General features: G+C 63.1%; 25 protein-coding genes. 11 read left to right on the top strand and 14 right to left on the bottom strand.

What is annotated here, in order from left to right:
• Nucleotides 1-62: 62 nt before the first annotated feature.
• From AB7I51_RS00445 to AB7I51_RS00400, 10 genes are all read right to left on the bottom strand, one after another.
• Entirely contained in the window at nt 63-1,676 is a 1,614-nt protein-coding gene (locus AB7I51_RS00445) for a sulfite exporter TauE/SafE family protein (protein ID WP_428402848.1), read from the bottom strand.
• A 124-nt stretch (nt 1,677-1,800) separates the two neighbouring features.
• Complete coding sequence (locus tag AB7I51_RS00440; protein WP_428402849.1) at nt 1,801-1,986, bottom strand: YgaP family membrane protein; 186 nt, start codon at nt 1,984-1,986, stop codon at nt 1,801-1,803.
• Nucleotides 1,987-2,072: 86 nt separating this feature from the next.
• Nucleotides 2,073-2,177 (bottom strand): cytochrome bd-I oxidase subunit CydX, encoded by a 105-nt coding sequence (gene cydX / locus AB7I51_RS00435; RefSeq protein WP_428402850.1) that lies wholly within the window; start codon nt 2,175-2,177, stop codon nt 2,073-2,075.
• 17 nt (nt 2,178-2,194) lie between these two features.
• Complete coding sequence (cydB, locus tag AB7I51_RS00430) at nt 2,195-3,334, bottom strand: cytochrome d ubiquinol oxidase subunit II (protein ID WP_428402851.1); 1,140 nt, start codon at nt 3,332-3,334, stop codon at nt 2,195-2,197.
• 14 nt (nt 3,335-3,348) lie between these two features.
• Nucleotides 3,349-4,923 (bottom strand): cytochrome ubiquinol oxidase subunit I, encoded by a 1,575-nt coding sequence (locus AB7I51_RS00425; protein ID WP_428402852.1) that lies wholly within the window; start codon nt 4,921-4,923, stop codon nt 3,349-3,351.
• A gap of 16 nt (nt 4,924-4,939) precedes the next feature.
• A complete protein-coding gene (gene cydP / locus AB7I51_RS00420; protein WP_428402853.1) occupies nt 4,940-5,098 on the bottom strand; it encodes a cytochrome oxidase putative small subunit CydP in 159 nt (52 codons plus the stop codon).
• 35 nt (nt 5,099-5,133) lie between these two features.
• Nucleotides 5,134-6,417 (bottom strand): NAD(P)/FAD-dependent oxidoreductase, encoded by a 1,284-nt coding sequence (locus AB7I51_RS00415; RefSeq protein WP_428402854.1) that lies wholly within the window; start codon nt 6,415-6,417, stop codon nt 5,134-5,136.
• Nucleotides 6,418-6,517: 100 nt separating this feature from the next.
• On the bottom strand, nt 6,518-7,225 hold the full coding sequence (locus AB7I51_RS00410) for a Crp/Fnr family transcriptional regulator (RefSeq protein WP_428402855.1): 708 nt from the start codon (nt 7,223-7,225) through the stop codon (nt 6,518-6,520).
• 47 nt (nt 7,226-7,272) lie between these two features.
• Entirely contained in the window at nt 7,273-7,473 is a 201-nt protein-coding gene (locus AB7I51_RS00405; RefSeq protein WP_428402856.1) for a YgaP family membrane protein, read from the bottom strand.
• Nucleotides 7,470-7,841: an ArsR/SmtB family transcription factor gene (locus AB7I51_RS00400; protein ID WP_428402857.1), complete on the bottom strand. Its 372-nt coding sequence runs from the start codon at nt 7,839-7,841 to the stop codon at nt 7,470-7,472. The genes AB7I51_RS00405 and AB7I51_RS00400 overlap by 4 nt, the downstream gene beginning before the upstream one ends.
• Nucleotides 7,842-7,948: 107 nt before the next feature.
• Here AB7I51_RS00400 and AB7I51_RS00395 point away from each other — a divergent pair, with 107 nt between their 5' ends.
• Genes AB7I51_RS00395 through AB7I51_RS00375 form a run of 5 tightly spaced genes read left to right on the top strand, consistent with a single transcriptional unit; the run spans nt 7,949 to nt 13,058 of the window.
• Nucleotides 7,949-8,926 carry an efflux RND transporter periplasmic adaptor subunit gene (locus AB7I51_RS00395; protein ID WP_428402858.1) on the top strand — a complete coding sequence of 326 codons (978 nt, stop codon included), beginning with the start codon at nt 7,949-7,951 and terminating at the stop codon, nt 8,924-8,926.
• Nucleotides 8,923-12,156, top strand: coding sequence for an efflux RND transporter permease subunit (locus AB7I51_RS00390; RefSeq protein WP_428402859.1), 3,234 nt, complete (start codon nt 8,923-8,925; stop codon nt 12,154-12,156). Before AB7I51_RS00395 ends, AB7I51_RS00390 begins: the two co-directional genes overlap by 4 nt.
• Nucleotides 12,156-12,509, top strand: coding sequence for a carboxymuconolactone decarboxylase family protein (locus AB7I51_RS00385; RefSeq protein WP_428402860.1), 354 nt, complete (start codon nt 12,156-12,158; stop codon nt 12,507-12,509). The genes AB7I51_RS00390 and AB7I51_RS00385 overlap by 1 nt, the downstream gene beginning before the upstream one ends.
• A gap of 16 nt (nt 12,510-12,525) precedes the next feature.
• Nucleotides 12,526-12,867, top strand: coding sequence for a rhodanese-like domain-containing protein (locus tag AB7I51_RS00380; RefSeq protein ID WP_428402861.1), 342 nt, complete (start codon nt 12,526-12,528; stop codon nt 12,865-12,867).
• Complete coding sequence (locus AB7I51_RS00375) at nt 12,867-13,058, top strand: hypothetical protein (protein WP_428402862.1); 192 nt, start codon at nt 12,867-12,869, stop codon at nt 13,056-13,058. The genes AB7I51_RS00380 and AB7I51_RS00375 overlap by 1 nt, the downstream gene beginning before the upstream one ends.
• Nucleotides 13,059-13,095: 37 nt before the next feature.
• On the opposite strand, the gene AB7I51_RS00370 is transcribed toward AB7I51_RS00375, so the two are convergent.
• The gene (locus tag AB7I51_RS00370) at nt 13,096-13,680 is read right to left on the bottom strand and encodes a beta-class carbonic anhydrase (RefSeq protein WP_428402863.1); all 585 of its coding nucleotides are present in this window, start codon (nt 13,678-13,680) and stop codon (nt 13,096-13,098) included.
• 212 nt (nt 13,681-13,892) lie between these two features.
• Here AB7I51_RS00370 and AB7I51_RS00365 point away from each other — a divergent pair, with 212 nt between their 5' ends.
• Together AB7I51_RS00365 and AB7I51_RS00360 are read left to right on the top strand one after the other, a co-directional pair.
• Nucleotides 13,893-14,777, top strand: coding sequence for an alpha/beta fold hydrolase (locus tag AB7I51_RS00365; protein WP_428402864.1), 885 nt, complete (start codon nt 13,893-13,895; stop codon nt 14,775-14,777).
• A complete protein-coding gene (locus AB7I51_RS00360) occupies nt 14,774-15,634 on the top strand; it encodes a patatin-like phospholipase family protein (RefSeq protein ID WP_428402865.1) in 861 nt (286 codons plus the stop codon). The genes AB7I51_RS00365 and AB7I51_RS00360 overlap by 4 nt, the downstream gene beginning before the upstream one ends.
• On the opposite strand, the gene AB7I51_RS00355 is transcribed toward AB7I51_RS00360, so the two are convergent.
• Entirely contained in the window at nt 15,619-16,065 is a 447-nt protein-coding gene (locus tag AB7I51_RS00355; RefSeq protein ID WP_428402866.1) for a nucleoside deaminase, read from the bottom strand. The two genes, AB7I51_RS00360 and AB7I51_RS00355, sit on opposite strands and share 16 nt — an antisense overlap.
• Before the next feature lie 57 nt (nt 16,066-16,122).
• Between AB7I51_RS00355 and AB7I51_RS00350 the strand changes: the two genes are divergently transcribed.
• Nucleotides 16,123-17,868 carry a pseudouridine synthase gene (locus tag AB7I51_RS00350; RefSeq protein WP_428402867.1) on the top strand — a complete coding sequence of 582 codons (1,746 nt, stop codon included), beginning with the start codon at nt 16,123-16,125 and terminating at the stop codon, nt 17,866-17,868.
• A 3-nt stretch (nt 17,869-17,871) separates the two neighbouring features.
• Entirely contained in the window at nt 17,872-18,429 is a 558-nt protein-coding gene (gene rsmD, locus AB7I51_RS00345) for a 16S rRNA (guanine(966)-N(2))-methyltransferase RsmD (protein WP_428402868.1), read from the top strand.
• A 25-nt stretch (nt 18,430-18,454) separates the two neighbouring features.
• Here the strand turns inward: rsmD and AB7I51_RS00340 are convergent, their stop codons facing one another.
• Nucleotides 18,455-18,982 (bottom strand): hypothetical protein, encoded by a 528-nt coding sequence (locus AB7I51_RS00340; RefSeq protein ID WP_428402869.1) that lies wholly within the window; start codon nt 18,980-18,982, stop codon nt 18,455-18,457.
• 93 nt (nt 18,983-19,075) lie between these two features.
• Nucleotides 19,076-21,811: a DNA mismatch repair protein MutS gene (mutS, locus tag AB7I51_RS00335; RefSeq protein WP_428402920.1), complete on the bottom strand. Its 2,736-nt coding sequence runs from the start codon at nt 21,809-21,811 to the stop codon at nt 19,076-19,078.
• 74 nt (nt 21,812-21,885) lie between these two features.
• On the opposite strand from mutS, the gene AB7I51_RS00330 reads away from it, so the two are divergent.
• Complete coding sequence (locus AB7I51_RS00330; RefSeq protein ID WP_428402870.1) at nt 21,886-22,926, top strand: DUF3616 domain-containing protein; 1,041 nt, start codon at nt 21,886-21,888, stop codon at nt 22,924-22,926.
• A 319-nt stretch (nt 22,927-23,245) separates the two neighbouring features.
• A complete protein-coding gene (locus AB7I51_RS00325) occupies nt 23,246-25,540 on the top strand; it encodes an NADP-dependent malic enzyme (RefSeq protein WP_428402871.1) in 2,295 nt (764 codons plus the stop codon).
• Nucleotides 25,541-25,589 lie beyond the last annotated feature (49 nt).

Below are 25,589 nucleotides of genomic sequence, written 5' to 3'. Positions count from 1 at the left end.
CCCCCTTCATTTGAGCTTGGAGATCGTATCGCGCCAAGCGCTTTAACGCGCGAGACGAATCGTCACGGCGGCGCGCAGCCAGGAAGATTGATGCTTCGTCCTTCGCGCAACTTCCTGGGATTGAGCCCGGGGTTGGCGACGGCGATATCGCGCCAGCGCCTTTCATCTTTATAGAGCCGCTTCGCGATGGCGCGCAGCGTATCGCCGCGTCGTATCGTGTAGGTCTGCATAACGGCCGACTCAGGAGGGCTTTGCGCGGCGGCGGGCGTGATCTGAACCTCCGAGGCGACGGGTTCAGTTTCCTGACGCGCCATCGCCGGCGGCGCGTCGACGACGACGAACTCGCCATGCAACATGCCCATCCAGCAGCTCCAGGGAATGACGCCGGCGCTTTCGGGCGTGAATTCGATCGTCTGGCGTCCCGGTTTAAGTTTGATTTCGAGTTTGAGGGAGGGAACCAGAATGTGGCTGTTGCAGCTCGTCACTTCCGTCGCATTGATCACCCATTTGACGGGGACGCCGCGCAGGAGCGTAAAGCGACTGGGCTTATAGCCAAGTCCATTGGCTTCCATTTCGATCGTCTGCGTCTTTGGCGCAACGGGCGCCTCCTGCGATGGAAGGGCATGTTCGACAGGCGCGGGCCGCCGCCAATTCGCGATCATCGAAGCGAGATCGGCGCCGGAGCCGGTGAGGATCAATCCGCGATTGATCATCACGGCGCCGAGCGCGACGACGATCACGCCGGAAGCCGTCAGCAGACGATGGGTCACGGTGCCTGAAAGCACCGTCGTCAAAGCGCCGAAGGCGAGCATCACCGGCAAGGTCCCAAGGCCGAAGACGAACAGCGTCTTCGCGCCTTCGACAGGGCTGCCGGTTCCCGCCGCCATCACATACATCGCCTGCAACGGCCCACAGGCGATCATCAGCCCGTTAAGGAGGCCGATGACAAAGGGCCGATGACGTCCGCCGGCCTCGCGGTTCACCCAGTTCTGCAGCGGCCGTGGCAGGCCGAGCCGGAAGCGGCGCAGCGGCGCGAACAGGCCGAGCATATTGAGGCCGAAGATGATCAGGAAGGCGCCGGCCGCGACGCCTGCAATCCCACGCAGCGTCGGCGTGAACGCGATGAAGGCGCCGAGCCAGCCGAAGGCGGCGCCGATCGTCGTGTAGGACAGGGTCTTTCCCAAGCCGAATGCGAGATGCGAGACAAGCGACGTGCGGCCGGCGCGCACGTCGGCGGCGACGTAACTTACGACGAAGCCGCCGCACATGCCGACGCAGTGAAATCCGGTGAGCAGGCCTAAGAGAAACAGGAGGCCAAGACTCATATGCTGGGCGATGTCGGGCGCGCCCTCGGCGCTGATCCAACGCGTGTCGAAGAGAATGAGCGCGGCGAGTCCGGCAAGCGCGGCGACGATGATCGCCAGTTTCACGAGCGGCGAGCGCCGGCGCCGCGCCTCCTCGGTCAGAACGACGCGATAGCCATTCTGTTCGACCCGGTCGCGGATCGCGGCGAAATCCGTGGCGTCGGCGTCATAGTCGACGACGACCGTCTCCGTCGGATAGCTCGCCGTGACGCTGCGCACGCCGGCGAGCTTTTTGATCGCGGCTTCGATGACATGCTCGCAGCCATGGCAATGCATGCCGCGGGCGTGAAAGGTGATGGCCGTTTGGTTCATCTGGGATTGAACGCTCGCCGCCAGCGTTGACCCGCGGTCGGCGCCAACGTCGGCCGCAGCTGCAATCTTACCCGCGCCGTGGCCGGCGTGCGAGCGAAACGCCCGTCAAGCTTCTTTTGCGAAACTATCTGCCGAGCGTATCCACGCCGAGAAGCTTATAGGCCGGGCAGAAGTTGATGAACGCCGTCGCCAGCGGTACTAGCCCGACGAGACCCCATAGCGTTTTCGGACCGATAAAGATGAGACTGAGCAACAAAAGGCCGGCGACGATGCGGATGATCCGATCGGTCGTTCCGATATTGGCTTGCATGACTCTCTCCCTGATTGAGGCGGCCGTGCAAGCCTATCGCTTGGCTTGAATTCTCTCAGCGACTAAGTCGCTCAGCGCGCGGCCATCTATTTCTTTCGGCTTTCGTCGTCGTCGAGCTCGAGCCACATGGCGTTGAGAATCGCGAAGGCGCAGGCAAGCCCCAGCCCCAATATCCAGGAAAAATACCACATGCTTCGCTGCCTCCCGCTCAATAATAGTAGTCGTCGCCGCGACGGATCGCCGCTTCGCTGACGGCGCCGCGCAGCACGTAATAGACCCAGCTCGTATAGGCCAGGACGATCGGCAGAAAGACGATCACCGCCAGCAGCATCAGAGAGAGCGTCGCCTGGCTAGAGGAAGCGTCCCACACCGTGAGGCTTTGGCTGGGGTGGGACGACGACGGCAACAGGAAGGGGAACATGCTGAAGCCCGCCATTGTCGCGACGCCCGCGACCGAAAGACTGCTGAACAGAAGCGCGGTCGTTCTCCCCGAAAGCGCGAAGGCCAAAGCGGCAAGGAGAGCGCCGACATAGGCGGCGGCCGGCGCCGCGATCATCCAGGGGTAGGCGCGGTAATTGTCGAACCAGACGCCAGCCTCTCGCGTCACCGTCTTCGCGAGCGGATTGGAAGGCCCCGAATGTTCGATCACGCCGGCGATCCGATAGCCTTCGACGCCGAGTAGCGTCCACAGTCCCGCGACGGAAATCAGCAGCACAAGCAGGATTGCCGCGAGCGCGCCAAATCGGCGGGCGCGGGCGGCGACCTCGCCCTCGGCCTTCACGCTGAGCCAGGCCGCGCCCTGCATGATGAGCATCGCTACGCTGACGAGGCCGCAGAGCAAAGCAAAGGGATTGAGAAGGCCGAGGAGGCCGCCTTCATAAGTCGCACGCAGCGCCTGATCGAAGTGAAATGGGACGCCCTCGAGAAGGTTGCCAAAGGCGACGCCAAAGATCAGCGCCGGCACGAGGCCGGAAACGAAGAAGAGCCAATCCCAGGTCTCGCGCCATCCGCTGCCCGGTCTTTTGTCGCGAAACGTGATCGCCACCGGCCGCAGAATGAGGCCGATCAGCACGAGCAGCATCGCCAGATAGAAGCCGGAGAAGGACACCGCATAGAGCGGCGGCCAAGCGGCGAATACCGCGCCGCCGCCGAGGATGAACCAGACTTGATTGCCTTCCCAGACGGGACCGATGGCGTTCAGCGTCACCCGCCGCTGCACGTCGGTGCGGGCGACGAAAGGATGCAGAATGGCGGCGCCGATATCAAAACCGTCAAGGATGGCGAAGCCTACAAGCAACACGCCGAGCAGCGCCCACCAGATGAGGCGAAGCGTCATATAGTCGAACATCGCTTTTGCCTTTCCTATCGGGTTTGCGCCGGCGCCGGCGCGGGAAGGACGGGCGCGCCGGAGGTCTGAGGCTCTGGCTCCATCTGCGGCCCAATGCGGACATATTTGACGATGAGCGCGACATCGACGATGGCGAGCGCGCTGTAAAAGAGCGCGAAGGCTGCAAGACTGGCCGCGACATTCGACGCCGGGACATTGGAGACGCCCAGAAACGTCGGCATCGTGCTGTCGATGATCCACGGCTGACGGCCATATTCCGAGACGATCCAGCCGAGTTCGGCGGCGATCCAGGGCAGCGGCAGGCTATACATCGTCATACGCAGGAACCAGGGCCGGCCGCAGCGCCGCCGGCTCGACAGATAGAAAGCGACGGCGAAGAGCGCGATGAAATAAAAGCCCAGCGCCACCATGATTCGAAACGACCAGAACAGCACCGGCACGTCGGGAATCGTCAACAGAGCCGCCTCGTGAATCTGCGCGTCGGTCGCGTTGTCGATATCCGGACGAATACGCTTGACGAGCATTGAATAGCCGACGTCGCCCATTGACGCCTGCAGCTCGGGAGGAACGACGGCGTGCGGACGGCCGCCTTCCTTCGCAAGCCATTGATAGGCCGCCATGCCATTGCGGATGCGCTCCTCGGAGCGCTCGACAAGGGCTTTTACGCCTTCAACCGGCTTATCAAGCGAACGCGTGGCGATGAGGCCCAGGACATAGGGTATTTTAATTTCATATTCCGTCATTTCGCTTTTCAGATTGGGAAGTCCGATCAGCGTGAAGGACGCCGGCGGCGGCTCGGTCTCCCACATCGCCTCGATCGCGGCGATTTTCATCTTCTGGTTTTCGCCCGCCGTATAGCCGCTCTCATCGCCGAGCACGACGACCGAAAGCGCGGAAGCAAGGCCGAAGCTCGCGGCGACCGTCAACGAGCGACGGGCGATGTCGACATGGCGACGATTCAACATGTAATACGCGCCGATCGACATCACGAACATCGCGCCGGTGACATAGCCGGCGCTGACGGTATGCACGAATTTCGACTGCGCCACGGGATTGAACAACACTTCCGTGAAGGAGGTGAGCTCCATGCGCATCGTCTGCGGATTGAAGGCGGCGCCGACCGGATTCTCCATCCAGGCGTTAGCGACGAGGATCCACAGCGCCGAGAAATTGGCGCCGAGCGCGACAAGCCAGGTGACGACAAGATGCTGCACCTTGCTCAAGCGATTCCACCCGAAGAAGAACAGGCCGACGAAGGTCGCCTCGAGGAAAAACGCCATCAGCCCTTCGATGGCGAGCGGCGCGCCGAAAATGTCGCCGACATAGTGGGAGTAGTAGGCCCAATTGGTGCCAAACTGGAATTCCATGGTGACGCCGGTGGCGACGCCCATGGCGAAGTTGATCCCAAACAACGTGCCCCAGAACTGCGTCGCCTGCTTCCAAACTTTTCGCCCGGTCATCACATACACGCTCTCCATGATCGCGAGCAGCAGGGCGAGGCCGAGCGTCAGCGGCACGAACAGGAAGTGATACATCGCCGTCAGCGCGAATTGCAGGCGCGAGAGGGTGACGACGTCGAGTTCGAACATATTTGAGCTCCGGATGTCAGCGCGGCGCAGCGGCCGACAGCGTTTCCGCCATCTGAGTCGGCGTCACCCTAATGCGATGTGCGGGACCAAAAAATGCGACATAGAGCGCGATCAGCGCGATTAGCTTGAAAGCGAGCGCGAAGGCGATTTCGCGCGCGAACGGCCGTGTCCGCATGGACTCATCCTAGTTTTGCCTAGCCGCCGGCGCCCTCACGAAAGGGCGCGACGCAGCCGTTCGATGCCGAGCAGCTTCATGATGTAACGCTCATAGACGGGCTCGCTCAGTCCCTTGCGAACCTTGCGAAGGAAATATTTTTCGTAGGCGATCTTGGCGAGATGCACCCATCGCCCCTCGCTCGACCAGTTGACGTTACGCGGCGGAATTTGCGGCTTTGCGACAAAGGCGACTCCCTTGTCACCAAAATCCGCCAAGCAAACCGCATTCCACGTGCCTTCTTCCTTCGCTTCGCGGCCGGCGATCAGCGCGACGATATTATGCGCCGTCGCCGTCACCATCGACTCGATCATGTAGCCAGTTTTCGGCGTGCCTGTCGGCACCGGGGTCGTCTCGACGGGCGGTATCGCGACGCAGACGCCAACGCCAAAGACATTCGGATATTTCGGATTGCGCTGGTTCTTGTCGATGATGACGAAGCCACGCGGATTGACCAGTCCCTCGATTCCCATCAGGGCGTCGACGCCTTTGAAGGCCGGCATCACCATGGCGAATTTGAACGGCACTTCATGCTCTTTCTTGACCTGCCCGTTCTCATCCAGCTCGGCGCATTTGAGAAGTCCGGGTTCGATCGCCGTCGTCTTGGCGTTGACGATCCATTTGATGTCGCGATCACGGAACGCCGATTCGAGCATGCCCTTGGTGTCGCCGACGCCGCCGAGTCCGAGATGACCAATATAGGGCTCGGACGTGACATAAGTCATCGGCACCTTGTGCCTGATGCCGCGTCGACGCAGGTCGGTCGAGAGGATCATGGCGAATTCATACGCCGGGCCGAAGCAGGAAACGCCGGGCGCCGCGCCGATGATGATCGGCCCCGGATCCTTGCAGAATTCCTCATAGGCCTTCGACGCGATCTCGGCGTGCTGCAGCGTGCAGATCGAATGCGTGTGTCCGCCGTGCGGTCCAAGCCCGGGCAATTCTTCGAAGGCAAGCTTCGGCCCCGTCGCTATCACGAGATAGTCGTAGGAGACGCTCTCGCCATTCTCCAGTTCGAGACGATTTTCGTCAGGCAGAACGCGTTTGGCGCCGACAGGAATGAAGCCAATTTTCTTGCGCTTGAACACCGGCGCGAGCGGCACCTTGATCTCATCGGGCTTGCGCCATTGCACGGCAAGCCAAGGATTGGATGGCGTGAACTGAAAATTCTCGAGGTCCGAGACGACCGTGACCTGATGCTGCTTGCCAAGCCCCTCGCGAACTTCGATCGCGGCGGCGACGCCGCCGATCCCTGCGCCCATGATCACGATATGCGACATTCAATCCTCCCCCGCGCTTTGCGCGCCTGATTTATTGTGCTGATGGCAAACGCCGAGCCTGAGAGAGGACATGCGCGATCAAGAAGCGCGTGTCCGCGACTTAGTCACGCTGCGCGTCGCAGAGCGAGCGCAATGCGGCGAGATTGACGATTTCCGCGCCGCCACGCGACAATTTTACCCAGCCTGAGCGTTCGAATGCTTTCAGCGTGCGGCCGACGACTTCGCGCGCCGTGCCGAGATCCGCGGCGAGCGCCTGCTGCGTGGCGACGATCTTATCGCCGGCGTCGCGAAGGGCGAGAAGACGTTCGGCCAGCCGCACGTTGATGCGCGTGCAGACGATTTCCTCGATGCGCGACATCAGCGTCGCGAGACGCCGGCTGTAGCCGTCGAACACTAGCGCGCGAAAGCCTTGGGATGCGTTCATCAGCGCCGCGAATCGATCGGCGGGAACGACATAGGCGGTCACGTCGGACTCAGCGACGCCTTCGGCGGCGTAGGCGTCGTCCGAAAGCAGCGAGGCTGTGGTCAGAATGCAGGTTTCATTGGGGCCGACACGGTAGAGCACGATCTCGCGGCCCGATTCGGTCACGCGCTGCACCCGCACCGAACCCGAGACGATCAGCGGAAAATGCGCGCACTGATCGCCAGGGCGAAACAGCACGGCTCCGCGCGGGATTTGCTTGCGGACGGCGCCCTCGCGCAGCAGCGACTTCGTCGCGGCGTCGAGGCTGCGCAGGGAAGGCGTTTCTTCGACCCAATCGGACGGCATCGTCTGCTCTTCGGTTGGCGGGCGATCCAAGGTCCCCATTGCGAAAGCGCGGCTTCCTTTACGCGCCGTTCGATGTTCGCAAAAATCTAAAAAGCGGCGCCGGATTTGGCGCCGAGCCGCTTCAGCGCGCGCGCCAGGGGGCAAAAGCCCGTAAAGGCCGCTTGCACCAGATTGACGCCAACGAAAGCCGCGAGCAAGAGCCACCAGGGGCTCGCGAGCTGCGACAACAGCAGACTCAATAAGACCATGGCGCCGGCGAAGGCCATCACGAGTCGGTCAATGCTCATGGCGAATGCTCCTGGCGCAGATTGCCTCGTTTGACGCGGGGGCGCGATTTTGCCGCCTTGCCGCACGGTTCGGCGCAAAACATCTCATAGAGCAGGCCAATGATTCGAGAGACGTTTTCATTGGCCAGGGAATAGTAGATCGTCTGCGACTCGCGGCGGGTTTTGACGAGCTTGTCTTCGCGCAGCCGGGCAAGATGCTGGGAGAGCGACGACTGGCTGAGGCCGATCGCCTCCTGGAGCTTGGTCACCGACAGTTCGCCGGCATGCAACTGGCACAGCACCATCAACCGATGGCGGTTGGCGAGCGCCTTGAGAAAGCTCTCGGCCTCCGCCGCCTTCGGCGCGAGCTGAAGCAGATTTACATTCATGATATCTAAATTATGAAAAGTGAATATATTTGTCAAGTTCGCCTTGCGACATTAAATGCGCTATTGCTAATTTACCTTTTGTGCATATAACTGTCCGCATGAGACCAATGCTCCGCTTGCCTCGCGCGCCGACGGCGCTCCTCGCCGCCTTGGCGTTCTCCTCAAGCGCCAAGGCGGGAGAGGTTACGGTTCATGTCGCGCCGGTCGACGATCTCAAGGCGGTGGTCGCTTCCGTGGAACCGGTGCATCAATTGACCGCGCGGGCGCGCATCGGCGGCACAGTTAGCGCGCTTAAGATCAAAGAGGGCGATGACGTCGCCGGCGGCGCCGAAATCGCCCTGGTCGTCGATCAGAAGCTCTTCCTGCAGATGCAGGCGCTCGATCAGCGTATCCAGTCGCAACAGGCGCAACGCGACAAGGCGCAGACCGATTTCGGCCGCGCGCAGGAATTGTTTCGGCGCGGAGTCTATACGAAGGCGCTGTTCGACCAGGCGAAGACCGCGCTCGACGTCGCAGAGCGCAATCTTTCGGCGTTGCGCTCCGACCGCGGGGTGATCGAACAACAGGCGGCGGAAGGTTCGGTGCGCGCGCCGGGGCCGGGACGCGTCCTCACCATTCCCGTCTCCGTCGGACGCGTGGTGATGCCTGGCGAAACGATCGCGACCATGGCCGAAGATAAATACATCCTGCGCCTGCAATTGCCGGAGCGGCATGCGCGCTTCATGCGCGCCGGCGACAAGGTCGAACTCGCCGCGCGCGGCCTGCACGACGGAGCGGGGGGCGGACGAAAAGAAGGGCGCGTGCGCATCGTCTATCCCGAAATTCAGGGCGGCCGAGTCATCGCCGACGTCGACGTTCAGGGGCTTGGCGATTATTTCGTTGGCGAACGCGCGCGCGTTTACGTCACGACCGGCAAGCGCGATACGATCCTCATCCCCCGCGCCGCAGTCTATCGTCGCGCCGGCGTGGACTTTGTCCGGCTCGCTTCCGGCGAGGAAATCGTCGTGCAGCTTGGCGAGAAGCGCGGCGACGCCGTCGAGATTCTTTCCGGCCTTCAAAACGGCGACGTGGTTTCGGCGCCATGAGCGAGGAGTTTCGTCCTGGCATTTCGGGAACGCTGACCCGCGTCTTCATCAATTCGCCGTTGACGCCGCTGCTTCTGCTCGCCTCGATTTTCGTCGGATTGATCGCGCTGCGTTCGCTGCCGCGCGAAGAGGAGCCGCAGATTTCCGTGCCGATGGTCGACATTATGGTGTCGGCCAACGGCTACAAGGCGGAAGACGCAATCGAACTTATCACCCGTCCGCTTGAGGATATCATCAAGGGCGTCAACGGCGTCGAACATGTCTATTCGCAGACGCGGGACGACAATGTGGTCGTCACCGCGCGCTTTTATGTCGGCACGCCGCAGGACAATGCGGTGCTGCGCATTCACGAAAAGATACGCGCCAATATTGGCGATCTGCCCAAGGGCATTCCCGAACCGCTGATCGTTGGCCGCGGCATCGACGACGTGGCGATCGTCGTGCTGACCCTTTCGGCGAAGCCGGAGCGCGCCGATCGATGGACTGACAACGGCCTTTTTCAGGTCGCCGAGGAATTGCAGCACGATCTCACCAAGGTCGATAACGTCGGCTCGAGCTACATCGTCGGCGGCAGCCCCAATCAGATCCGCGTCGAACCCGATCCTGAACGCCTGTCGCAATATGGTGTGACGCTCAATCAGCTCATCGACAAGCTGACCAACGCCAACCGCTCTTTTCTTGTCGGGGCGTTCCGCGAGGATAATCGCGCCGTGCCCGTGGTCGCCGGCCAGACTCTTCAGGGCGTGCCCGATATCGGCCTGCTGCTCCTCACCACAAGAGACGGGCGGCCGGTCTATGTCAAAGACGTCGCCGATGTGCGCGTCGGCGCCGCCGAACCGGACCGGCGCAGCTGGACGATGACGCGCAACGCCGCCGGCGGTCTCGACAAGCGCCCCGCCGTCAGCATCGCCATCGCTAAGCGCAAGGGCGCCAACGCCGTCATCGTCGCCGACGAAATCATGCATCGGCTCGACGCCGTCAAGGGCCGCATCGTGCCCGACGACATTGAGATCGCAGTGACGCGCGACTATGGCGAAACGGCGACCGAAAAAGCCAATGAGCTGCTCTTCCATCTCGCGCTCGCGACCGTCTCCATCGTCGCGCTGATTGTGGTGATGGTCGGCTGGCGCGAGGGCGTCGTCGTCCTGGTCATCATCCCGACGACGATTCTGCTCACGCTTTTCGCCTCATGGTTGATGGGCTATACGATCAATCGCGTCAGCCTCTTCGCGCTTATTTTCTCGATCGGCATTCTCGTCGACGACGCGATCGTCGTCGTCGAAAACATCGTGCGTCATTGGCATATGCGCGGCTCGCGCAGCTTGATCGACACCGCCGTCGAGGCGGTGGCGGAAGTCGGCAATCCGACGATCGTCGCGACGCTCACCATCGTCGCCGCGCTGCTGCCGATGATGTTCGTCTCGGGCCTGATGGGCCCCTATATGAGCCCCATTCCGGCGAATGCTTCGCTCGCGATGGTGTTTTCCTTCTTCGTCGCGATGACGATTACGCCCTGGCTGTTGCTCAAGATCGCCGGCAAGCGTTTCGAACAGGAGCGCGGCGACGGCGCCGATCATGCGCATGAACGCGGCGCCATGGGCAATTTCTATGTGCGCGTCGCGACGCCTTTGCTGAAGGGGCGCAAGCGCTCGCAACGATTTCTTACCGCCGTCGGCCTTGCCACGCTGCTCTCCTTGGGGCTTTTCGTCACGAAAACAGTGCGCGTGAAGCTTTTGCCCTTCGACAACAAGTCGGAGCTCGCCGTCGTCGTCGATCTGCCGCGCGGCGCCTCGCTCGAAGAAACCGATCGGGTGCTGACCGCGGCGGCCGAGCGGCTGAAGGACATTCCGGAGCTGACGTCCATTCAGTCCTATGCCGGCACGGCTGCGCCCTTCAACTTCAACGGACTCGTGCGGCATTACTATATGCGCAAGGCGCCCGAGATGGGCGATCTCGCGATCAATCTGCAGCCGAAAGGCGAACGCAGCCGTGCAAGCCACGCGATCGCGCTCGACATTCGCAAGAAGCTCGAAGGATTGCCGGCGCCCGAGCACACCGCGATCAAGGTCGTCGAAGTGCCGCCGGGTCCGCCCGTGCTGTCAACGCTGCTTGCCGAAGTTTACGGTCCCGACGCGAAGTCGCGGCGCGATCTCGCGGCGAAAGTGCGCAAGGCTTTCGACGCCGTCGATTTCGTCGTCGACACCGACGACAGCTACGGCCAGCGCGCCGAACGCCTGCGCTTCGAAATCGATCAGGACGCGCTCGAATTCCACGGCGTGGAAGAGCGTGCTGTCTATGACACGATCGGCGCCCTGGTCGGCGGCGTCAAGATCGGCTTTTCGCAAAAGGGCGGCGGCGCCAAGCCGGTCGACATTTCCGTGGCGCTGCCGCTAAGCGCGATGACGACGAGCGAGCGTATCCTGTCGACGCCGCTGCCCGCCGGCGGCACGGTGCGCCAAGGCGCCAATGTCGAACTCGGCGACGTCGTCAAGGCGACGCGCGAACAGGGCTCCTATCCGATTTTCCGTCACAACGGCCGCTTCGCCGAAATGGTCAGCGCCGAGGTCGCCGGACGTTTCGAAGCGCCGATCTATGGCATGCTCGCGGTCGAGAATGAGATCAACAAGATCGACTGGGGACCTTCGGGTCCGCCGACGATCAAATATCACGGCCAGCCGCTCGACGATTCGAAGCCGACGCTGCTCTGGGATGGCGAGTGGGAGGTGACCTATGTGACCTTCCGCGACATGGGCGCGGCCTTCATGGTGGCGCTGCTCGGCATCTATCTGCTCGTCGTCGCGCAGTTCGGCTCGTTCAAATTGCCGCTGGTGATCCTCGCCCCGGTGCCGCTGACGCTGGTCGGCATCGTCATCGGCCATCTTTTGTTCAACGCCGCCTTCACCGCCACGTCGATGATCGGCTTCATTGCGCTCGCCGGCATCGTCGTGCGTAATTCGATCCTGCTCGTCGACTTTATTCGGCATTTGCGCGCGCGCGGCATGAATTTGCGCGCCGCGCTGATCGAGGCGGGCGCGGTGCGCTTCAAGCCGATATTTCTCACCGCCGCCGCGGCGATCATCGGCGCCGCCTTCATCCTCACCGATCCGATTTTCCAGGGCCTCGCCATTTCGCTGGTCTTTGGCCTCGCCTCGTCGACGGCGTTGACCCTGCTCGTCATCCCCGCGATCTATGTCGTCTTGCGCGACGATGAAGTCCCAAGGAGGGCCTGATGATCGAAGACTGGGCGGCGCTCGCCAAGAAGCTCTCCGCCGACATAAGGGAATTGCGCGTCGGCGCGCCCGAGACGATGAAAGCCTTTTCGGCGATGGCCATGTCGGCGGGCGCGCAAGGCGCGCTCGACGCGAAGACGAAAGAACTGATCGCGCTCGCGGTGAGCGTCGCGGTGCGCTGCGATGATTGCATCGCCTTCCACGCCAGGGCCGCGTCGCAGCGCGGCGCGACGCGCGAGGAGGTGATGGAGACGCTCGCGATGAGCATCTACATGGGCGCCGGACCGTCGGTAATGTATGCGAGCCATGCGCTCGCCGCCTTCGCCCAATTCGACGCCGAAAAGCAAGCCTGAGCAGAAAGGAACCAAAATGACTCTGGGCTCTCTCTTGTCGAAACTTGCCGGCGGCGGCGCGGCGCCGACGATCGAGCATGAGGATTTCTGCCGTATCGTCGCGGACAAATCCTGCGCGATCGTCGATGTGCGCGAGCCGCATGAATTTGCAGCCGGCCATGTGGCGGGCGCCAAGAACATGCCGATCTCGAGTTTCGATCCGACCAAGCTTCCGAAGGGCGACGTTGTCCTTATTTGTCAGGCGGGCGGGCGTTCGGCCAAGGCTCTGGCGCAAGCGCAAAGCATAGGACGGAAGGACGTCTGTCATTACGCGCCGGGCACCGGCGGCTGGCGCGCCCGCGGCGGCGCGGTGGAGTGATGCAAAATCTTTCCAGCGGCTCGACTGTCATTCCCGACGCGCGCAACGCGCGCGATCGGGAATCCAGAGCAAAACCAGAGTTCTTGCGGTGGCTCTGGATTCCCGGTCAGGCCTTTGGCCTGCCGGGAATGACAACGCCCAAGCGAAGAGAAGAGATCTGCCGAAATGCGTATCAGTTCGTCATTGCGTAGCGACGGCGCGCAATGACGAACCTTGCGCCAATGCGGTTTACGCGGCCTTGCCGAGCTTCGTCGCTTCAGCGACCTCGTTGATCTTGCCGGTCTTCACATCATAGATGTAGCCGTAGATCGGAATGTTTTTCGGCACCAGCGGATGCGAACGGATGCGCGCGACATCCTGCGCCACGCTTTCTTCCTGATTCTTGATCGTGTGCCATTTGATGAAATGGCCGGCCGAACAGCCGCCGCCATGTTGCGGGTTCGACCAGTTTTTGCCGTCGAAACTCGCCGTCGCGAGATTGTCGTCGAGCAAGCCGCTCATCACTTCGTCGCAGAACAGCTCCATGCCGCAATTGGTGTGGTGAATGACGAACCACTCCTTGGTGCCGAGCAGCTTGTGCGAGATGACCAGCGAACGAATCGCATCATCTGAAGCGCGACCGCCGGCGTTGCGGACCACATGCGCGTCGCCTTCCGACAGGCCGGCGTATTTCGCGGGATCGAGACGCGCGTCCATGCAGGTCAGGATAGCGAATGCGCGCGCTGGCGGCAGCGCAAGTTCGCCCTTATTCCCGAAATTGGCGGCGTAAGCATTATTCGCGGCGACAACTTCGTTGACGATCTGGCTTGCCATGTTTCTCTCCCTTGTTGTGCATGTTGCCTAAAAAGTTTTCTTGACCTGTTTCAACATTGAAGCGCTTCAGCCTTCATTTCAAGCAAACAAGGCGCGCGATCTTCGTGACATAGTCGCTTGACGGTCAGCGATATATATTTCGAGGAAGTTGGCGCTGATACTGTATAACATTCGCGCAGACGTGCGCGCCGCAAAGGAGATTATTGCATCAAATGTCCAGTCCCACAGATCTTTTTCCTGGTTTCGCTTCGCATTGGATCGATGCGCCGGCGGGAAAAATTTTCGCTCGAGTCCGTGGCGAAGGCCGGCCAGTGGCGCTGTTGCATGGTTTCGGCCAGACGCATGTCGCTTGGCGTAAGATTGCGCCAGCGCTCGCCAAGCGCTTCACGGTCGTCGCGATGGATCTGCGCGGCTATGGCTGGTCGTCCGTCCCGGCGAGCGAGAACGGCGAGAGTTACACGAAGCGGGAAATGGCGGGCGATGTCGTGGCTGTGATGGAGTCGCTTGGCCATGTGCGCTTCGCGCTCGTCGGTCACGACAGAGGCGCGCGCGTCGGCCAGCGCCTTGCGCTCGATCAGCCGGGCCGGCTGGACAAGCTCGCGCTCGTCAATATCGCGCCGATCGACGATGATTTCGGCGACGGCGATTTGCAGCGCGTCGGACGCGCGCGCTTCCTCGCCGCCGAGGCGCCGAAACCTGAAGAGCTGATCGGACTCGATTCGATCGGCTTTCTCGACGATGCGTTGAAGAATGGCGTCAAGGCGAAATCGCTCGACGCCTTCGGCGCGGATGCGCTCGCCGCCTATCGCCAGGCGTTCAACGACCCGGCGCGCATTCACGCCTTCTGCGAAGATTTTCGCGCCGGAGCGACCATCGATCGCGAGCATCTAGAAGCCGATCGAGCGGAGGGCAAGACGCTCAACATGCCGACGCTCGTCGTCGCAGGCGAAGCGACCTTCCCAAAGTCGTCTCCCTCGCTCAGCGCTGCGTGGCGCGAATGGGGCGACGAGATCATCGAGGCGCGTCTCGACTGCGGACTTTTTCCGATGGAGGAAGCGCCACAGGAAACGCTCGCCGTGTTGGAGAAATTCCTGTGAGTCTTTACCGCGGCAAGACCGTCGCGCTCGCGCTGGGCGGCGGCGGCGCGCGCGGACTTGCGCATATCTGCGTGCTCCAGGCGCTGGACGAGATGGGGGTGCGGCCGGTCGCCATCGCCGGCGCCTCGATCGGCGCGATCATCGGCGCCGCCTATGCGGCGGGCTTTTCCGGCGCGGAGCTACGCGCCCACGCCCAGGCCATTCTCAAGAACCGCATCGGACTCGCCCGTCGGCTGCTGCATGCGCGGGCGCGCGGACGAAAGCGGCTGCTTTCCCGGGTCGCGCATCCGCTGCTCTTCGACGGCGAGCGCTTCCTTCAGGCCTTCTGGCCGCATGGCATGCCGGAGCGGTTCGAAGATTTGAGCATTCCGCTGCAGGTCGTCGCGACTGATTTTCGTCGCCGCGTCGAGGCGGTTTTTGCGACGGGGCCGCTGTGTCCCGCCGTGGCGGGGTCGATGGCGATACCGGGCATCGTGCGCGCCGCCGCCAGCGATCACGGCTATTTCGTCGACGGCGGACTGGTCAATCCGCTGCCCTATGATCACCTTTGGGGCCTTGCCGACATCATCATCGCCGTCGATGTCTCCGGGAATTTCGGGGTCGAGACCGGGAGGGGCGCGCCCTCCGCCTTCGAGACGATGATCGTCGCGAGCCAGATCATGATGAACGCGATCAGTTCGCGCATGATCGCCGAACGGCCGCCCGACGTGTTGATCCGGCCCGAGGTGCATCAATATCTCGCGCTGGACCTGTTCAAGGCCTCGCGCATTTTCGCCGCCGGCGACGCCTGCGGCGACACGCTGCGTCATGGCTTGGCGCAGGCGGCGCTAAGGCTTGAGGCTCACCGTCGCGCCTGAAAGAAGTCGCGCAGCAGCTGCGCCGCCTCGCTCTCGCGAATGCCGCCATAGAGTTCGGGCCGATGATGGCAGGTCGGCTGCGAGAAAAACCGCGGCCCATGCTCGACCGCGCCGCCCTTCGGATCGCTCGCCGCATAATAGAGCCGCCTGATGCGCGCAAAGCTGATCGCCGCCGCGCACATGGCGCAGGGCTCGAGCGTCACATAGAGATCGCAGTCGACGAGGCGCTCCGAGCCGATTGCGGCGCAGGCCCCGCGAATGACCAGCATTTCGGCATGCGCTGTTGGGTCGCGATCGCGCAGCGTCCGATTGCCCGCGGTCGCGATCACCTCGCCATTGCGCGCCAGCGCCGCGCCGACCGGGACTTCGCCGGCTTTCGCGGCGGCGCGCGCCTCATCGAAGGCGGCCGTGAAAGGATCCCTGCCGTTCATTTTCGTCTCTTGAGCGATCGCGCTTCAAAGCGCGCATTCCGCCTGCTATCAGAACCCATGAACGAAAAGAACCGCAATGAGAAACCGGCGCAAAAGGGCGGCGACCGGCCCCTGCGGCGTCGCGCCAAAGAAGCGCCGGCGCCCGCGCCCCACGACAAAGCCTTTGAAGGCGAGCGGATCGCCAAGGTCATTGCGCGCGCCGGCGTGTGTTCGCGCCGCGACGCCGAGCGCTGGATCGCCGAAGGCCGCGTCGCCGTCAATGGCCGGGCGCTGACCAGTCCAGCCTTTAATGTGCAGGGCGGCGACAAGATCACGATCGACGGCGCGCCGATGCAGGAACGCGAGCGCACCCGGCTCTTCCTCTTCCATAAGCCCGCCGGCTATGTCACGACCGCGCGCGACGAGGAAGGCCGGGCCACGGTGTTCTCTTTTCTTGAGGAGCGGCATCCCGATTTGCCGCGCCTCGTCAGCGTCGGCCGGCTCGACATCAACACCGAAGGGCTGCTGCTGCTCACCAATGACGGCGGCCTGGCGCGCACGCTTGAATTGCCGGCGACCGGCTGGACGCGGCGCTACCGCGTGCGCGCGCATGGCGCGATCGATCAGGCGCGGCTCGATTCGCTGCGCGACGGCGTGGCGATCGAGGGCGTCAATTATGCGCCGATCGAGGCGCGGCTCGAACGCGTGCAGGGCGCCAACGCCTGGATCGCGATGAGTCTCACCGAAGGCAAGAATCGCGAGATCAAGCGCGTGATGGCGCATCTGGGGCTCGATGTGACGCGATTGATCCGCGTGTCCTATGGGCCTTTCCAGCTCGGCGATCTCGCGGAAGGCGCGGTCGAGGAAGTGCGGCTGAAGACGCTGCGCGAGCAATTGGGCAAATCGCTCGCCGAACTCGCCGGCGTCGACTTTGCCGCGCCGCTGCGTGAGAAGACGCCCGAAGAGCAGCAGGAAATTCGCGAGCGCGCTACGAAACGTCCGCGCAAACATGTCTCCGCGCTGCGCGAGGAAGGCGACGCGCGGCGTGACGCCGGTCCCCGCGCGCGGGTGACGCGCGGCGCCGTCGCCGACCGCAAAGGCCGCGCCGTCGCCGTCGAGCGGGTGACGCCGGTTCGGCGCAAGGCGCAGGAGGAGACTCCGTCGCGCAACGCCCGGCGCTTTGAATCGATGCGCGGCGCCGGCGCACGCCAACAAGAGACGCGATCCGAGCGGCCAAGACGCGACGGCAGGCCGCGCGGCGAGCGCTTTCTTGGCGAGGAGGGCCGGCGGCGCGACGACCGCGCCGCGCCCGATCAACGCCATGCAACGCGCTTCGACGAACCGCAAGGGGCGCGACCGGCGCGCGCGCCGCGCGAGCGCGGGGCCGAGAGGCGCGACGAAACGCCGCGCAGAACGCAGAGATTTGAGAAGCGGCCAGACGAACGCGCGAGCGCTCGACGAAATTATCGCACGCCCGATCGTGAAGAGGCGAGGTTTGAAAAACGTCCGCCGCGTCGGGAGGGCGACGAGGCTCGACGGGCAACGCGCGGTGCCGGCGCAACGCGGCAGGAGCGGCCACGGACATTCGACAAGCGTCCGGCTCGCGCCGATGCGCGCGAAGTTGCGGCAGGCGACCGCGCGCCCGGCGCGCGCAAATTCAATCGGTCTCCTGCCGGGGGAGACGCGCGGTTTGCGCGAAGCGGCGGACCTCATAAGGGGCCTCGCAAAAGTCCCGGCGGCGGATCGGGCAAAGGTCCCTCTGGCGACCGGGGCGCGCCGCGCAAGGGACCGTCAAAGGGACCGCGCAAGCCGCGCGGCGCTTAAGCCATGCGCATCGTCGGCGGCGCTTTGCGCGGTCGCGCGCTTTCCGGACCGCGTTCGCAGGCGATTCGGCCGACGTCAGAACGGCTGCGCGAATCCGTCTTCGACATTCTCGCGCATCGCTACGGCGATCCGGTTTCCGGCGCCAATGTCATCGACCTCTTTGCGGGCGCCGGCGCGCTCGGCCTTGAAGCTTTGTCGCGCGGCGCGGCGCGCGCGCTTTTCGTCGACGACGGCGCCGAGGCGCGCGCCTTGTTGCGCGCCAATATCGAAGCGCTGGGACTTGGCGGCGTGACGCGCATCTTTCGCCGCGACGCGACGAAGCTCGGGGACGCGCCGGCCGGCGAACAATTTTCGCTCGCCTTCCTCGATCCGCCCTATGGCAAAGACCTTTCGTCGCCGGCGCTCATGGCGCTCATCGACGGCGGCTGGCTTATGCCGGGCGCCGTCGTCGTCATCGAGGAAAGCGCCAAGACGCGGGTCGATTTGCCGCCACGCCTGTCGCGCGAAGACGAGCGCCGCTACGGCGACACGCAATTCGTCTTCGCGCGTTACAGTGGTTAGGTCTTTATACAGCGCGCTCAAGCTTTCATTCAAAGGCGACTTGAACGCGCGTCACCGCGCGATTGAAGAGGCCTGTCGGCAGATAGCACAAGGGATTTGTCGCGAGCGGCGCTTCCTTGCAGTGATCGTGCGCGCTCGTCCATGCGTAGCCCGCCCGCGCCATGCATCCCAGAATATGTTTGCGGATCAGATGATCCGGGTCGACGCGACGGCTTTCCGGATAGGCCGACTCGCCATCCAATTCGCAGGCGGAAGTTTGGATTTGTTGCGCCTTGAAAAAGGAGGAACTCGAGCCGATCAATCCGGCCTCGGCGCCGACGACCATCGTCAGTCCTCCAAAGAAGGCGGCAACCGCCGTCACCTTGCTCGCCTTAAACTGCACGTCGAGGAGCGAGAGAACGCCGGCCGCCGTCAAAGCGACGCCGACGAAGATCAATACGAGAATCATGACCATCTCCATCTTCTGAGTAGTGTCGCGCCGCCGCCTGGTGATCGCGCGTAGACAATTCATTGCGCCTTCGCGCGACACGATGGCGTCGGCGAAAGAGCGCAACGAGGCTCATGAATGGAGTGTGTGTGTCGAACGCGTCGTGGTCTGCGACTTAGTCACGGCCCTTGAGGCGTCGCTCCGAAACCGGAAAAATGCTCAAGGTTTCTTTTTCAACTCATAAAGCGCCGCCAGCGCTTCGCGCGGGGTCATCTGATCGGGATCGATCTCTTTAAGCGCGTCGCGCAGCGCATCTTTCGGCGCCGGCGCGGCGGCGATGCGCGCGAAAAGCGGCAGATCGTCGATCAAGGTCTCGATCGGAGCGCGACGATCTGTCGCCTCCAGCTCCGCGAGTATCGCGTGCGCGCGCGCGACGACGCTCGCGGGCAGCCCGGCAAGCTGCGCGACATGCACGCCGTAGGATCGGTCGGCGGCGCCTTTAATGACTTCATGCAGAAACACGACCTCGCCGGCATGATCGGTCACTTTCATCGTCAGATTGACGAGTCGCGGCAGTCGCTTCGCAAGCTGCGTCAGCTCGTGAAAATGGGTGGCGAAAATCGCGCGCGAGCGATTGACTTCATGCAGATGCTCGATCGTCGCCCAGGCGATCGACAGCCCGTCGAATGTCGCCGTGCCGCGGCCGATTTCATCGAGAATGACCAGCGAGCGTGGCGTCGCGCAGTTCAGAATCGCGGCGGTTTCGACCATCTCGACCATGAAGGTCGAACGCCCGCGCGCGAGATCATCCGAAGCGCCGACGCGCGAGAACAGTCGATCGACGACGCCGATGCGCGCTGAGGTCGCGGGAACGTAGGAGCCCGCCTGCGCGAGAAGCGTGATCAGTGCGTTCTGACGTAGATATGTCGATTTGCCGGCCATGTTCGGCCCGGTGACCACGGCGATCCGGCCGCCGTCCGCTCCGCCGAGATCACAGTCATTGGCGGCGAAGACCTTGCCCTGCGACTGAAGCGACGCCTCCACGACCGGATGGCGGCCGCCGACGATCTCAAAATCGAGCGAGGCGTCGATCGCCGGGCGCGTCCAGCCGCGCTTCTCGGCGACTTCCGCGAGCGCGCTGTACAGGTCGAGCCGCGCGAAAGCCTCGGCGAGACGCTGCAACTCTTCCGCCTTGGCGCAAACCTCGGTGGCCAACGCGTCGAATATCGCCGTTTCGCGCGCCAAGGCGCGCTCGGCCGCCGACGAGATTTTCGCTTCAAGCTCGACAAGCTCGCGCGTCGAGAAGCGCATCGCGTCGGCCATGGTCTGGCGGTGTGTGAAGGTCGCGTCGAACGGCGCCCGCAGCAGTCTTTCGCCATGCGCCGGCGAAACCTCAAGAAAGTAGCCGAGAAAATTATTGTGCTTGATTTTCAGCTTCGCGCCGGTGAGTTCGGCATAGCGCCCCTGCAGTTCGGCGATCACCTTGCGGCTTTCGTCTCGAAGTCGTCGCGCCTCGTCGAGTTCGCCGTCGCGGCCCTCGCGAATGAAATCGCCGTTACACTTATCGAGCGGCAGATTGTCTTTCAATGCCGCGCCGATGTTTTCGGCGAGCCCGACATCGGCGCGCGAGAGCGTTTGCGCCTCAGCCGCGATCTCCGATGGCGGATCAAGCGGCGCGAAGAGAAGGGCGATGTCCCGCGCAACCTCAAGCGCGACGCCGACGCTGGCAAGATCGCGCGGTCCGCCGCGCTCAAGCGACAGTCGCGACAGAGCGCGGAAAAGATCCGGCGCGCGCGCCAGCTTGGCGCGAAGCGCACTGCGCAGGTTCGACCCTTCGAGAAAGAAGGCGACCGCGTCGAGCCGCGCGGCGATTGATCGCGCATCCGTCAAAGGCGCCGCGATGCGCTCGGCGAGAAGTCGCGCGCCGGCAGGCGTGACGGAGAGATCGACGACCGACAGCAGCGAACCCTCGCGCGCGCCTGAAAGCGTGCGGGTCAATTCCAGATTGGCGCGGGTCGCTGCGTCGATGTCGAGCGTCGTCAGTTCGCGCAGGCTTGTCGGACGCGAAAGCGCCGGGCGTTGTCCCTTTTGCGTGCGTTCGACATAGAGGATCGCCGTCGCGGCGGCGGCGAGCTCGACGTCACTTAAGGCGTAAAAACCGTCGAGCGTCGCCACGTCGTAAAAACCCATGAGGCGTCGCGCTGCGTCTTCGCTAGTGCCGACATCTCGGCCGATCGGCGCGACCGGGACGCCTGCCGCCTCGAAAAGCGCGGAAAGCGTGGGGTCTCTGCATAACGCGTCGGCAGCGATTATTTCGCGCGGCTCCAGGCGCGCGATCTCGGCCCCGAGCGCGCTTTCCTCGCGCGCACAGAGCGTGAAGGCGCCCGTCGAAATATCGACGCTTGCAAGGCCGTATCGCCACGTCCCCTCGTCGCCGCGCAAGCGCGCAATCGCCAGAAAGGCGTTGTGTCTCGACGGATCGAGCAAGGCGTCTTCGGTGATCGTGCCGGGCGTGACGAGCCGCACGACGTCGCGCCGCACCACCGATTTCGCGCCGCGTTTTTTTGCTTCGGCCGGATCTTCGATCTGTTCGCAGACGGCGACTCGATGTCCGAGCGCAATCAGCTTTTGCAGATAATCATTGGCGCGCTCGACCGGCACGCCGCACATCGGAATGTCTTCGCCAAGATGCTTGCCGCGTTTCGTCAGCATGATGCCGAGCGCGCGCGAGGCGGTCTGCGCGTCTTCGAAAAACAATTCGTAGAAATCGCCCATGCGATAGAACAGCAGGCAATCGGCGTTCGCAGCCTTGATCTCGATATATTGCGCAATCATCGGCGTCGCGCGCGCCGACGCTCTGTCGTCGGGTCCTGGCGTGGAAGGGGGCGCGGCGTGTTTCATCGGCGCGAGTGTAGCGGCGTCGGGGCTTAAGCGCCACGCGGGACGCACACTCAGATGTGGACGACATGACCGCCTGCGATTAAACTTTCCTCGCATAATTGATTGCTTGATGAACTATGGAGGCAGGAATGAATTTTTCCGCCAGTCGATTTGTTGTTCTCGCCGCCGCCGCGAGCCTTTGTCCGTCAGCGCTTGCCGCAGAGCTTTGCCCGCCAGAATCAACCACTCCTTGGAGCGTTTCAGCGCCGGCTTTTTCGAAGGCCGACGCGCGCGAAAATATCAGCGGCTTTGTTTGCGCGCCGGATGCGCCGGATTATTGTCTCGTCGTCGCCGATGAGGGCCGTGAGGCCGCCTTTGTGAGCCTGCACGAGGGCGGATTGGCCGCGATCGGCGCACCCTTCGCCTTGCCTGTCGCGTCTCACGAATTCGACGCCGAGGGCGCCACGACCGACGGCAAATTTTTGTACATCGCCGGTTCGCAGTCGGTGAAGCGAAGAACCTGCGAAGACCATCCCGCGAATCGTGTCGTGCTGCGCTTCGACGTCGACCCAGCGAGGCGTCCGCCAGTTACAATCAAATCTACCGGCGAACTATGGAAGATTATCGAGAGCCTGCCGGAATTCGCTGGTCACGCCGGGCCCAACGCGTGCCTCGGCGACAATTCTCCGCAAAGGAGGCCCGATCTCCCGGGCAAGCAAGGCGTTAACATCGAGGGCGTCGCAGCGAAGGACGGGCGACTTTATTTCGGCTTCCGAGGCCCAGCGATAGACGGAGAAGCGTTGCTTTTGGGCGTCGACGCAAAGGCTCTCTTTGAGGGCGGCGTCGCGGCGCCGAGCGTTGCCCGCATAAAAGTAGGAAAAAAGCGCGCGATTCGCGATCTGACGATCGCAGATGGCGCGCTCTTGGCGCTCGTCGGCCCGGATGACGACAATCTGCCCCTAAACTATTCAGTCTTCCGAATTGAGAGTCCCTATCAGGGGTCGGCGAGAGCCGCCGAACTTGCGGCGCTCGATTTAGACAAAGCTCCTCGAGACGAGAAAGGCGAACCGATCAAGCCGGAAGCCATAGCGCTGTTGGACGCGACTCCAGAGCGTTATCGTTTGCTCGTGCTTTCGGACGGGGGCGAAGACGGAGCGCCGCTGGTCTTCAACATTCCACGCAGGCCATAAGAGAAAACCCAGACGAGCATTCTTCTGGGTTTTTTCAGTTCCGCTTCGTGGCCAAGCCGCAGCTGCGCTGATGAGCGTTGTCGCAGCTGAAAGGAAGTAGAGAACGATCCCTGATTTGCGGGTCTTCTTCGTCGCCTCCTTCGTCTTGGCGATCTTCGCAAGGCGTTGACGGAGGATGCAGGCGGGCGTTTCGCTTCTTCCGCTCTCCGAAGAATTTGTGGCGGAGACGCTAGTCTTTGCGAGGCCAAAACGCTTGTGAACGCGGCGGCGCTCCGGTTATGGTCGCCGCGCTGCGTTGCAACACCAAAAAGGGGCGGACATGGCCGACGATATGGCGGAGACTCGAGCGGAGGGAGAGCAGCGCGCGACGATTTCGGATAAGGAGGCGCTGCTCTTTCATTCGCGCGTCCGCCCTGGAAAGCTCGCCGTCGTCGCCTCGAAGCCGATGGCGACTCAGCGCGATCTGTCGCTCGCCTATTCGCCGGGCGTGGCGGCGCCCGTGCTCGCCATCGCCAACGACCCTTCGGCGGCCTTCGACTATACGACGCGCGGCAATATGGTCGCCGTCATCACCAACGGCACCGCGATCCTCGGCCTCGGCGATCTCGGCGCCCTGGCGGCGAAGCCGGTGATGGAAGGAAAGGCGGCGCTGTTCAAGCGCTTCGCCGACATCGATTCGATCGATCTCGAAATCGATACGAGGGAGGTCGAAGAATTCGTCAATGCGGTGCGCTATCTCGGCCCCTCGTTCGGCGGAATCAATCTTGAAGACATCAAGGCTCCCGAATGTTTCGTCATCGAGGAGCGACTGCGCGACCTCATGGACATTCCGGTGTTTCATGACGATCAGCACGGCACCGCGATCATCTCCACAGCCGGCCTTATCAACGCGCTGCTGCTGACCGGGCGCGACATTGGCAAGGCGAAGCTCGTCTGCAACGGCGCCGGCGCCGCGGGTATCGCCTGTCTCGATCTTGCAAAGGCGCTTGGGTTTGATCCACGCAACGTCATCCTGTGCGACACCAAGGGCGTCGTCTACCGCGGCCGTCAGGAGGGCATGAATCAATGGAAGAGCGCACATGCCGTCGACACCAAGGCGCGAACCCTAGCTGAGGCTCTGGAAGGCGCGGATATTTTCTACGGCCTCTCCGTCAAAGGCGCGCTGACTCCGAAAATGCTTCTCGCCATGGCCGACAATCCGATCGTCTTCGCCATGGCCAATCCAGATCCGGAGATCACGCCGGAAGAAGCCCGCGCCGCGCGCGCTGACGTGATCATCGCCACGGGGCGTTCCGACTATCCGAACCAAATCAACAATGTTCTCGGCTTTCCCTATATTTTTCGCGGCGCGCTCGACGTTCGCGCGCGCATGATCAATATGGAGATGAAGATCGCCGCCGCGCAGGGGCTCGCCGAACTTGCGCGCGAAGACGTTCCTGACGAAGTGGCGAACGCCTATCGTGGCGCGAGGCCGCGTTTTGGACGTGATTATCTCATCCCGGCGCCCTTCGATCCGCGTCTGATCTCGGTTATCCCGCCGGCGGTGGCGCTTGCGGCGATGGACACCGGCGTGGCGCGGCGACCGATCGTCGACATGAAGGCCTATCGCGCCGAACTCTCGGCGCGTCGCGATCCGATCGCGGGACTGATGCAGACCATTCACGAGCGGGTGCGCCGCGATCCTAAACGCGTCGTCTTCGCCGAGGGCGAAGAGGAGCAGGTGATCCGCGCCGCGCTGGCGTTCGTTCACCAGGGCTTCGGGCGCGCCGTGCTGGTCGGTCGGGAGGATCGCGTCAAGGACGCGGCGGCGAACGCCGGGCTCGAATTGCCTCCCGAGATCGAAATCCACAACGCCAAGCTCTCTCATCGCAACGCAGTCTACGCGCAGTTCCTGTTCGAGCGTCTGCAGCGAAAGGGATTGCTGATGCGCGACTGCCAGCGGCTGATCAATCAGGACCGCAATCATTTCGCCGCCGCCATGGTGGCGCAGGGCGACGCCGACGCGATGGTGACGGGCGTGACGCGCAATTTCTCCCACGCGCTCGAAGACGTGCGGCGCGTCGTCGACCATAAGCCCGGCCACCGCGTCATCGGCGCTTCGCTCATTCTGGCCGCCGGCCGCATCGTCGTCGTCGCCGACACGGCGATCACCGAAATGCCCGACGCCGAGGAACTGGCTGAAATCGCCATCGAGGCGGCTGGCGTGGCGCGCCGCATCGGCCTAGAGCCGCGCGTCGCCATGCTGGCATTTTCGACATTCGGCTACCCGCCTGGCGAACGTACGGCGCGGGTGCATCAGGCGGTCAATGTGCTGGACCGCCAGCGCGTCGATTTCGAATATGAGGGCGAGATGGGCGCCGACATCGCGCTCAACAAGGACTTGATGAGCGCCTATCCGTTTTCGCGCCTCAGCGACACGGCGAACGTCCTTGTCATGCCGGCGTTTCATTCCGCGGCTATTTCGACAAAAATGTTACAGGAACTTGGTGGTGCGACCGTGCTTGGTCCGCTCATCGTCGGACTCGACAAACCGATCCAAATCGTCCAACTCGGCGCGACGGACACTGAAATCGTCAATATGGCGGCGCTCGCCGCCTTTGGCGTCGGGGGTTAACTCACCGTTCCCTTGATCGAGGAGGGTCGCGCCGCCGGCGCGGGGGCGT

Source organism: Methylocystis sp. (assembly GCF_050246715.1).
GTDB lineage: Bacteria > Pseudomonadota > Alphaproteobacteria > Rhizobiales > Beijerinckiaceae > Methylocystis.
Note: the sequence above shows the minus strand (reverse complement) of the source record. Positions and strands in the feature narration are given on the sequence as shown.

Coding starts and splice junctions, on each gene's coding strand:
- AB7I51_RS00445 (WP_428402848.1), bottom strand. CDS start 1,676: ATGAACCAAACGGCCATCACCTTTCACGCCCGCGGCATGCATTGCCAT.
- AB7I51_RS00440 (WP_428402849.1), bottom strand. CDS start 1,986: ATGCAAGCCAATATCGGAACGACCGATCGGATCATCCGCATCGTCGCC.
- cydX (WP_428402850.1), bottom strand. CDS start 2,177: ATGTGGTATTTTTCCTGGATATTGGGGCTGGGGCTTGCCTGCGCCTTC.
- cydB (WP_428402851.1), bottom strand. CDS start 3,334: ATGTTCGACTATATGACGCTTCGCCTCATCTGGTGGGCGCTGCTCGGC.
- AB7I51_RS00425 (WP_428402852.1), bottom strand. CDS start 4,923: ATGTTCGAACTCGACGTCGTCACCCTCTCGCGCCTGCAATTCGCGCTG.
- cydP (WP_428402853.1), bottom strand. CDS start 5,098: ATGCGGACACGGCCGTTCGCGCGCGAAATCGCCTTCGCGCTCGCTTTC.
- AB7I51_RS00415 (WP_428402854.1), bottom strand. CDS start 6,417: ATGTCGCATATCGTGATCATGGGCGCAGGGATCGGCGGCGTCGCCGCC.
- AB7I51_RS00410 (WP_428402855.1), bottom strand. CDS start 7,225: ATGGGGACCTTGGATCGCCCGCCAACCGAAGAGCAGACGATGCCGTCC.
- AB7I51_RS00405 (WP_428402856.1), bottom strand. CDS start 7,473: ATGAGCATTGACCGACTCGTGATGGCCTTCGCCGGCGCCATGGTCTTA.
- AB7I51_RS00400 (WP_428402857.1), bottom strand. CDS start 7,841: ATGAATGTAAATCTGCTTCAGCTCGCGCCGAAGGCGGCGGAGGCCGAG.
- AB7I51_RS00395 (WP_428402858.1), top strand. CDS start 7,949: ATGCTCCGCTTGCCTCGCGCGCCGACGGCGCTCCTCGCCGCCTTGGCG.
- AB7I51_RS00390 (WP_428402859.1), top strand. CDS start 8,923: ATGAGCGAGGAGTTTCGTCCTGGCATTTCGGGAACGCTGACCCGCGTC.
- AB7I51_RS00385 (WP_428402860.1), top strand. CDS start 12,156: ATGATCGAAGACTGGGCGGCGCTCGCCAAGAAGCTCTCCGCCGACATA.
- AB7I51_RS00380 (WP_428402861.1), top strand. CDS start 12,526: ATGACTCTGGGCTCTCTCTTGTCGAAACTTGCCGGCGGCGGCGCGGCG.
- AB7I51_RS00375 (WP_428402862.1), top strand. CDS start 12,867: ATGCAAAATCTTTCCAGCGGCTCGACTGTCATTCCCGACGCGCGCAAC.
- AB7I51_RS00370 (WP_428402863.1), bottom strand. CDS start 13,680: ATGGCAAGCCAGATCGTCAACGAAGTTGTCGCCGCGAATAATGCTTAC.
- AB7I51_RS00365 (WP_428402864.1), top strand. CDS start 13,893: ATGTCCAGTCCCACAGATCTTTTTCCTGGTTTCGCTTCGCATTGGATC.
- AB7I51_RS00355 (WP_428402866.1), bottom strand. CDS start 16,065: ATGAACGGCAGGGATCCTTTCACGGCCGCCTTCGATGAGGCGCGCGCC.
- AB7I51_RS00350 (WP_428402867.1), top strand. CDS start 16,123: ATGAACGAAAAGAACCGCAATGAGAAACCGGCGCAAAAGGGCGGCGAC.
- rsmD (WP_428402868.1), top strand. CDS start 17,872: ATGCGCATCGTCGGCGGCGCTTTGCGCGGTCGCGCGCTTTCCGGACCG.
- AB7I51_RS00330 (WP_428402870.1), top strand. CDS start 21,886: ATGAATTTTTCCGCCAGTCGATTTGTTGTTCTCGCCGCCGCCGCGAGC.
- AB7I51_RS00325 (WP_428402871.1), top strand. CDS start 23,246: ATGGCCGACGATATGGCGGAGACTCGAGCGGAGGGAGAGCAGCGCGCG.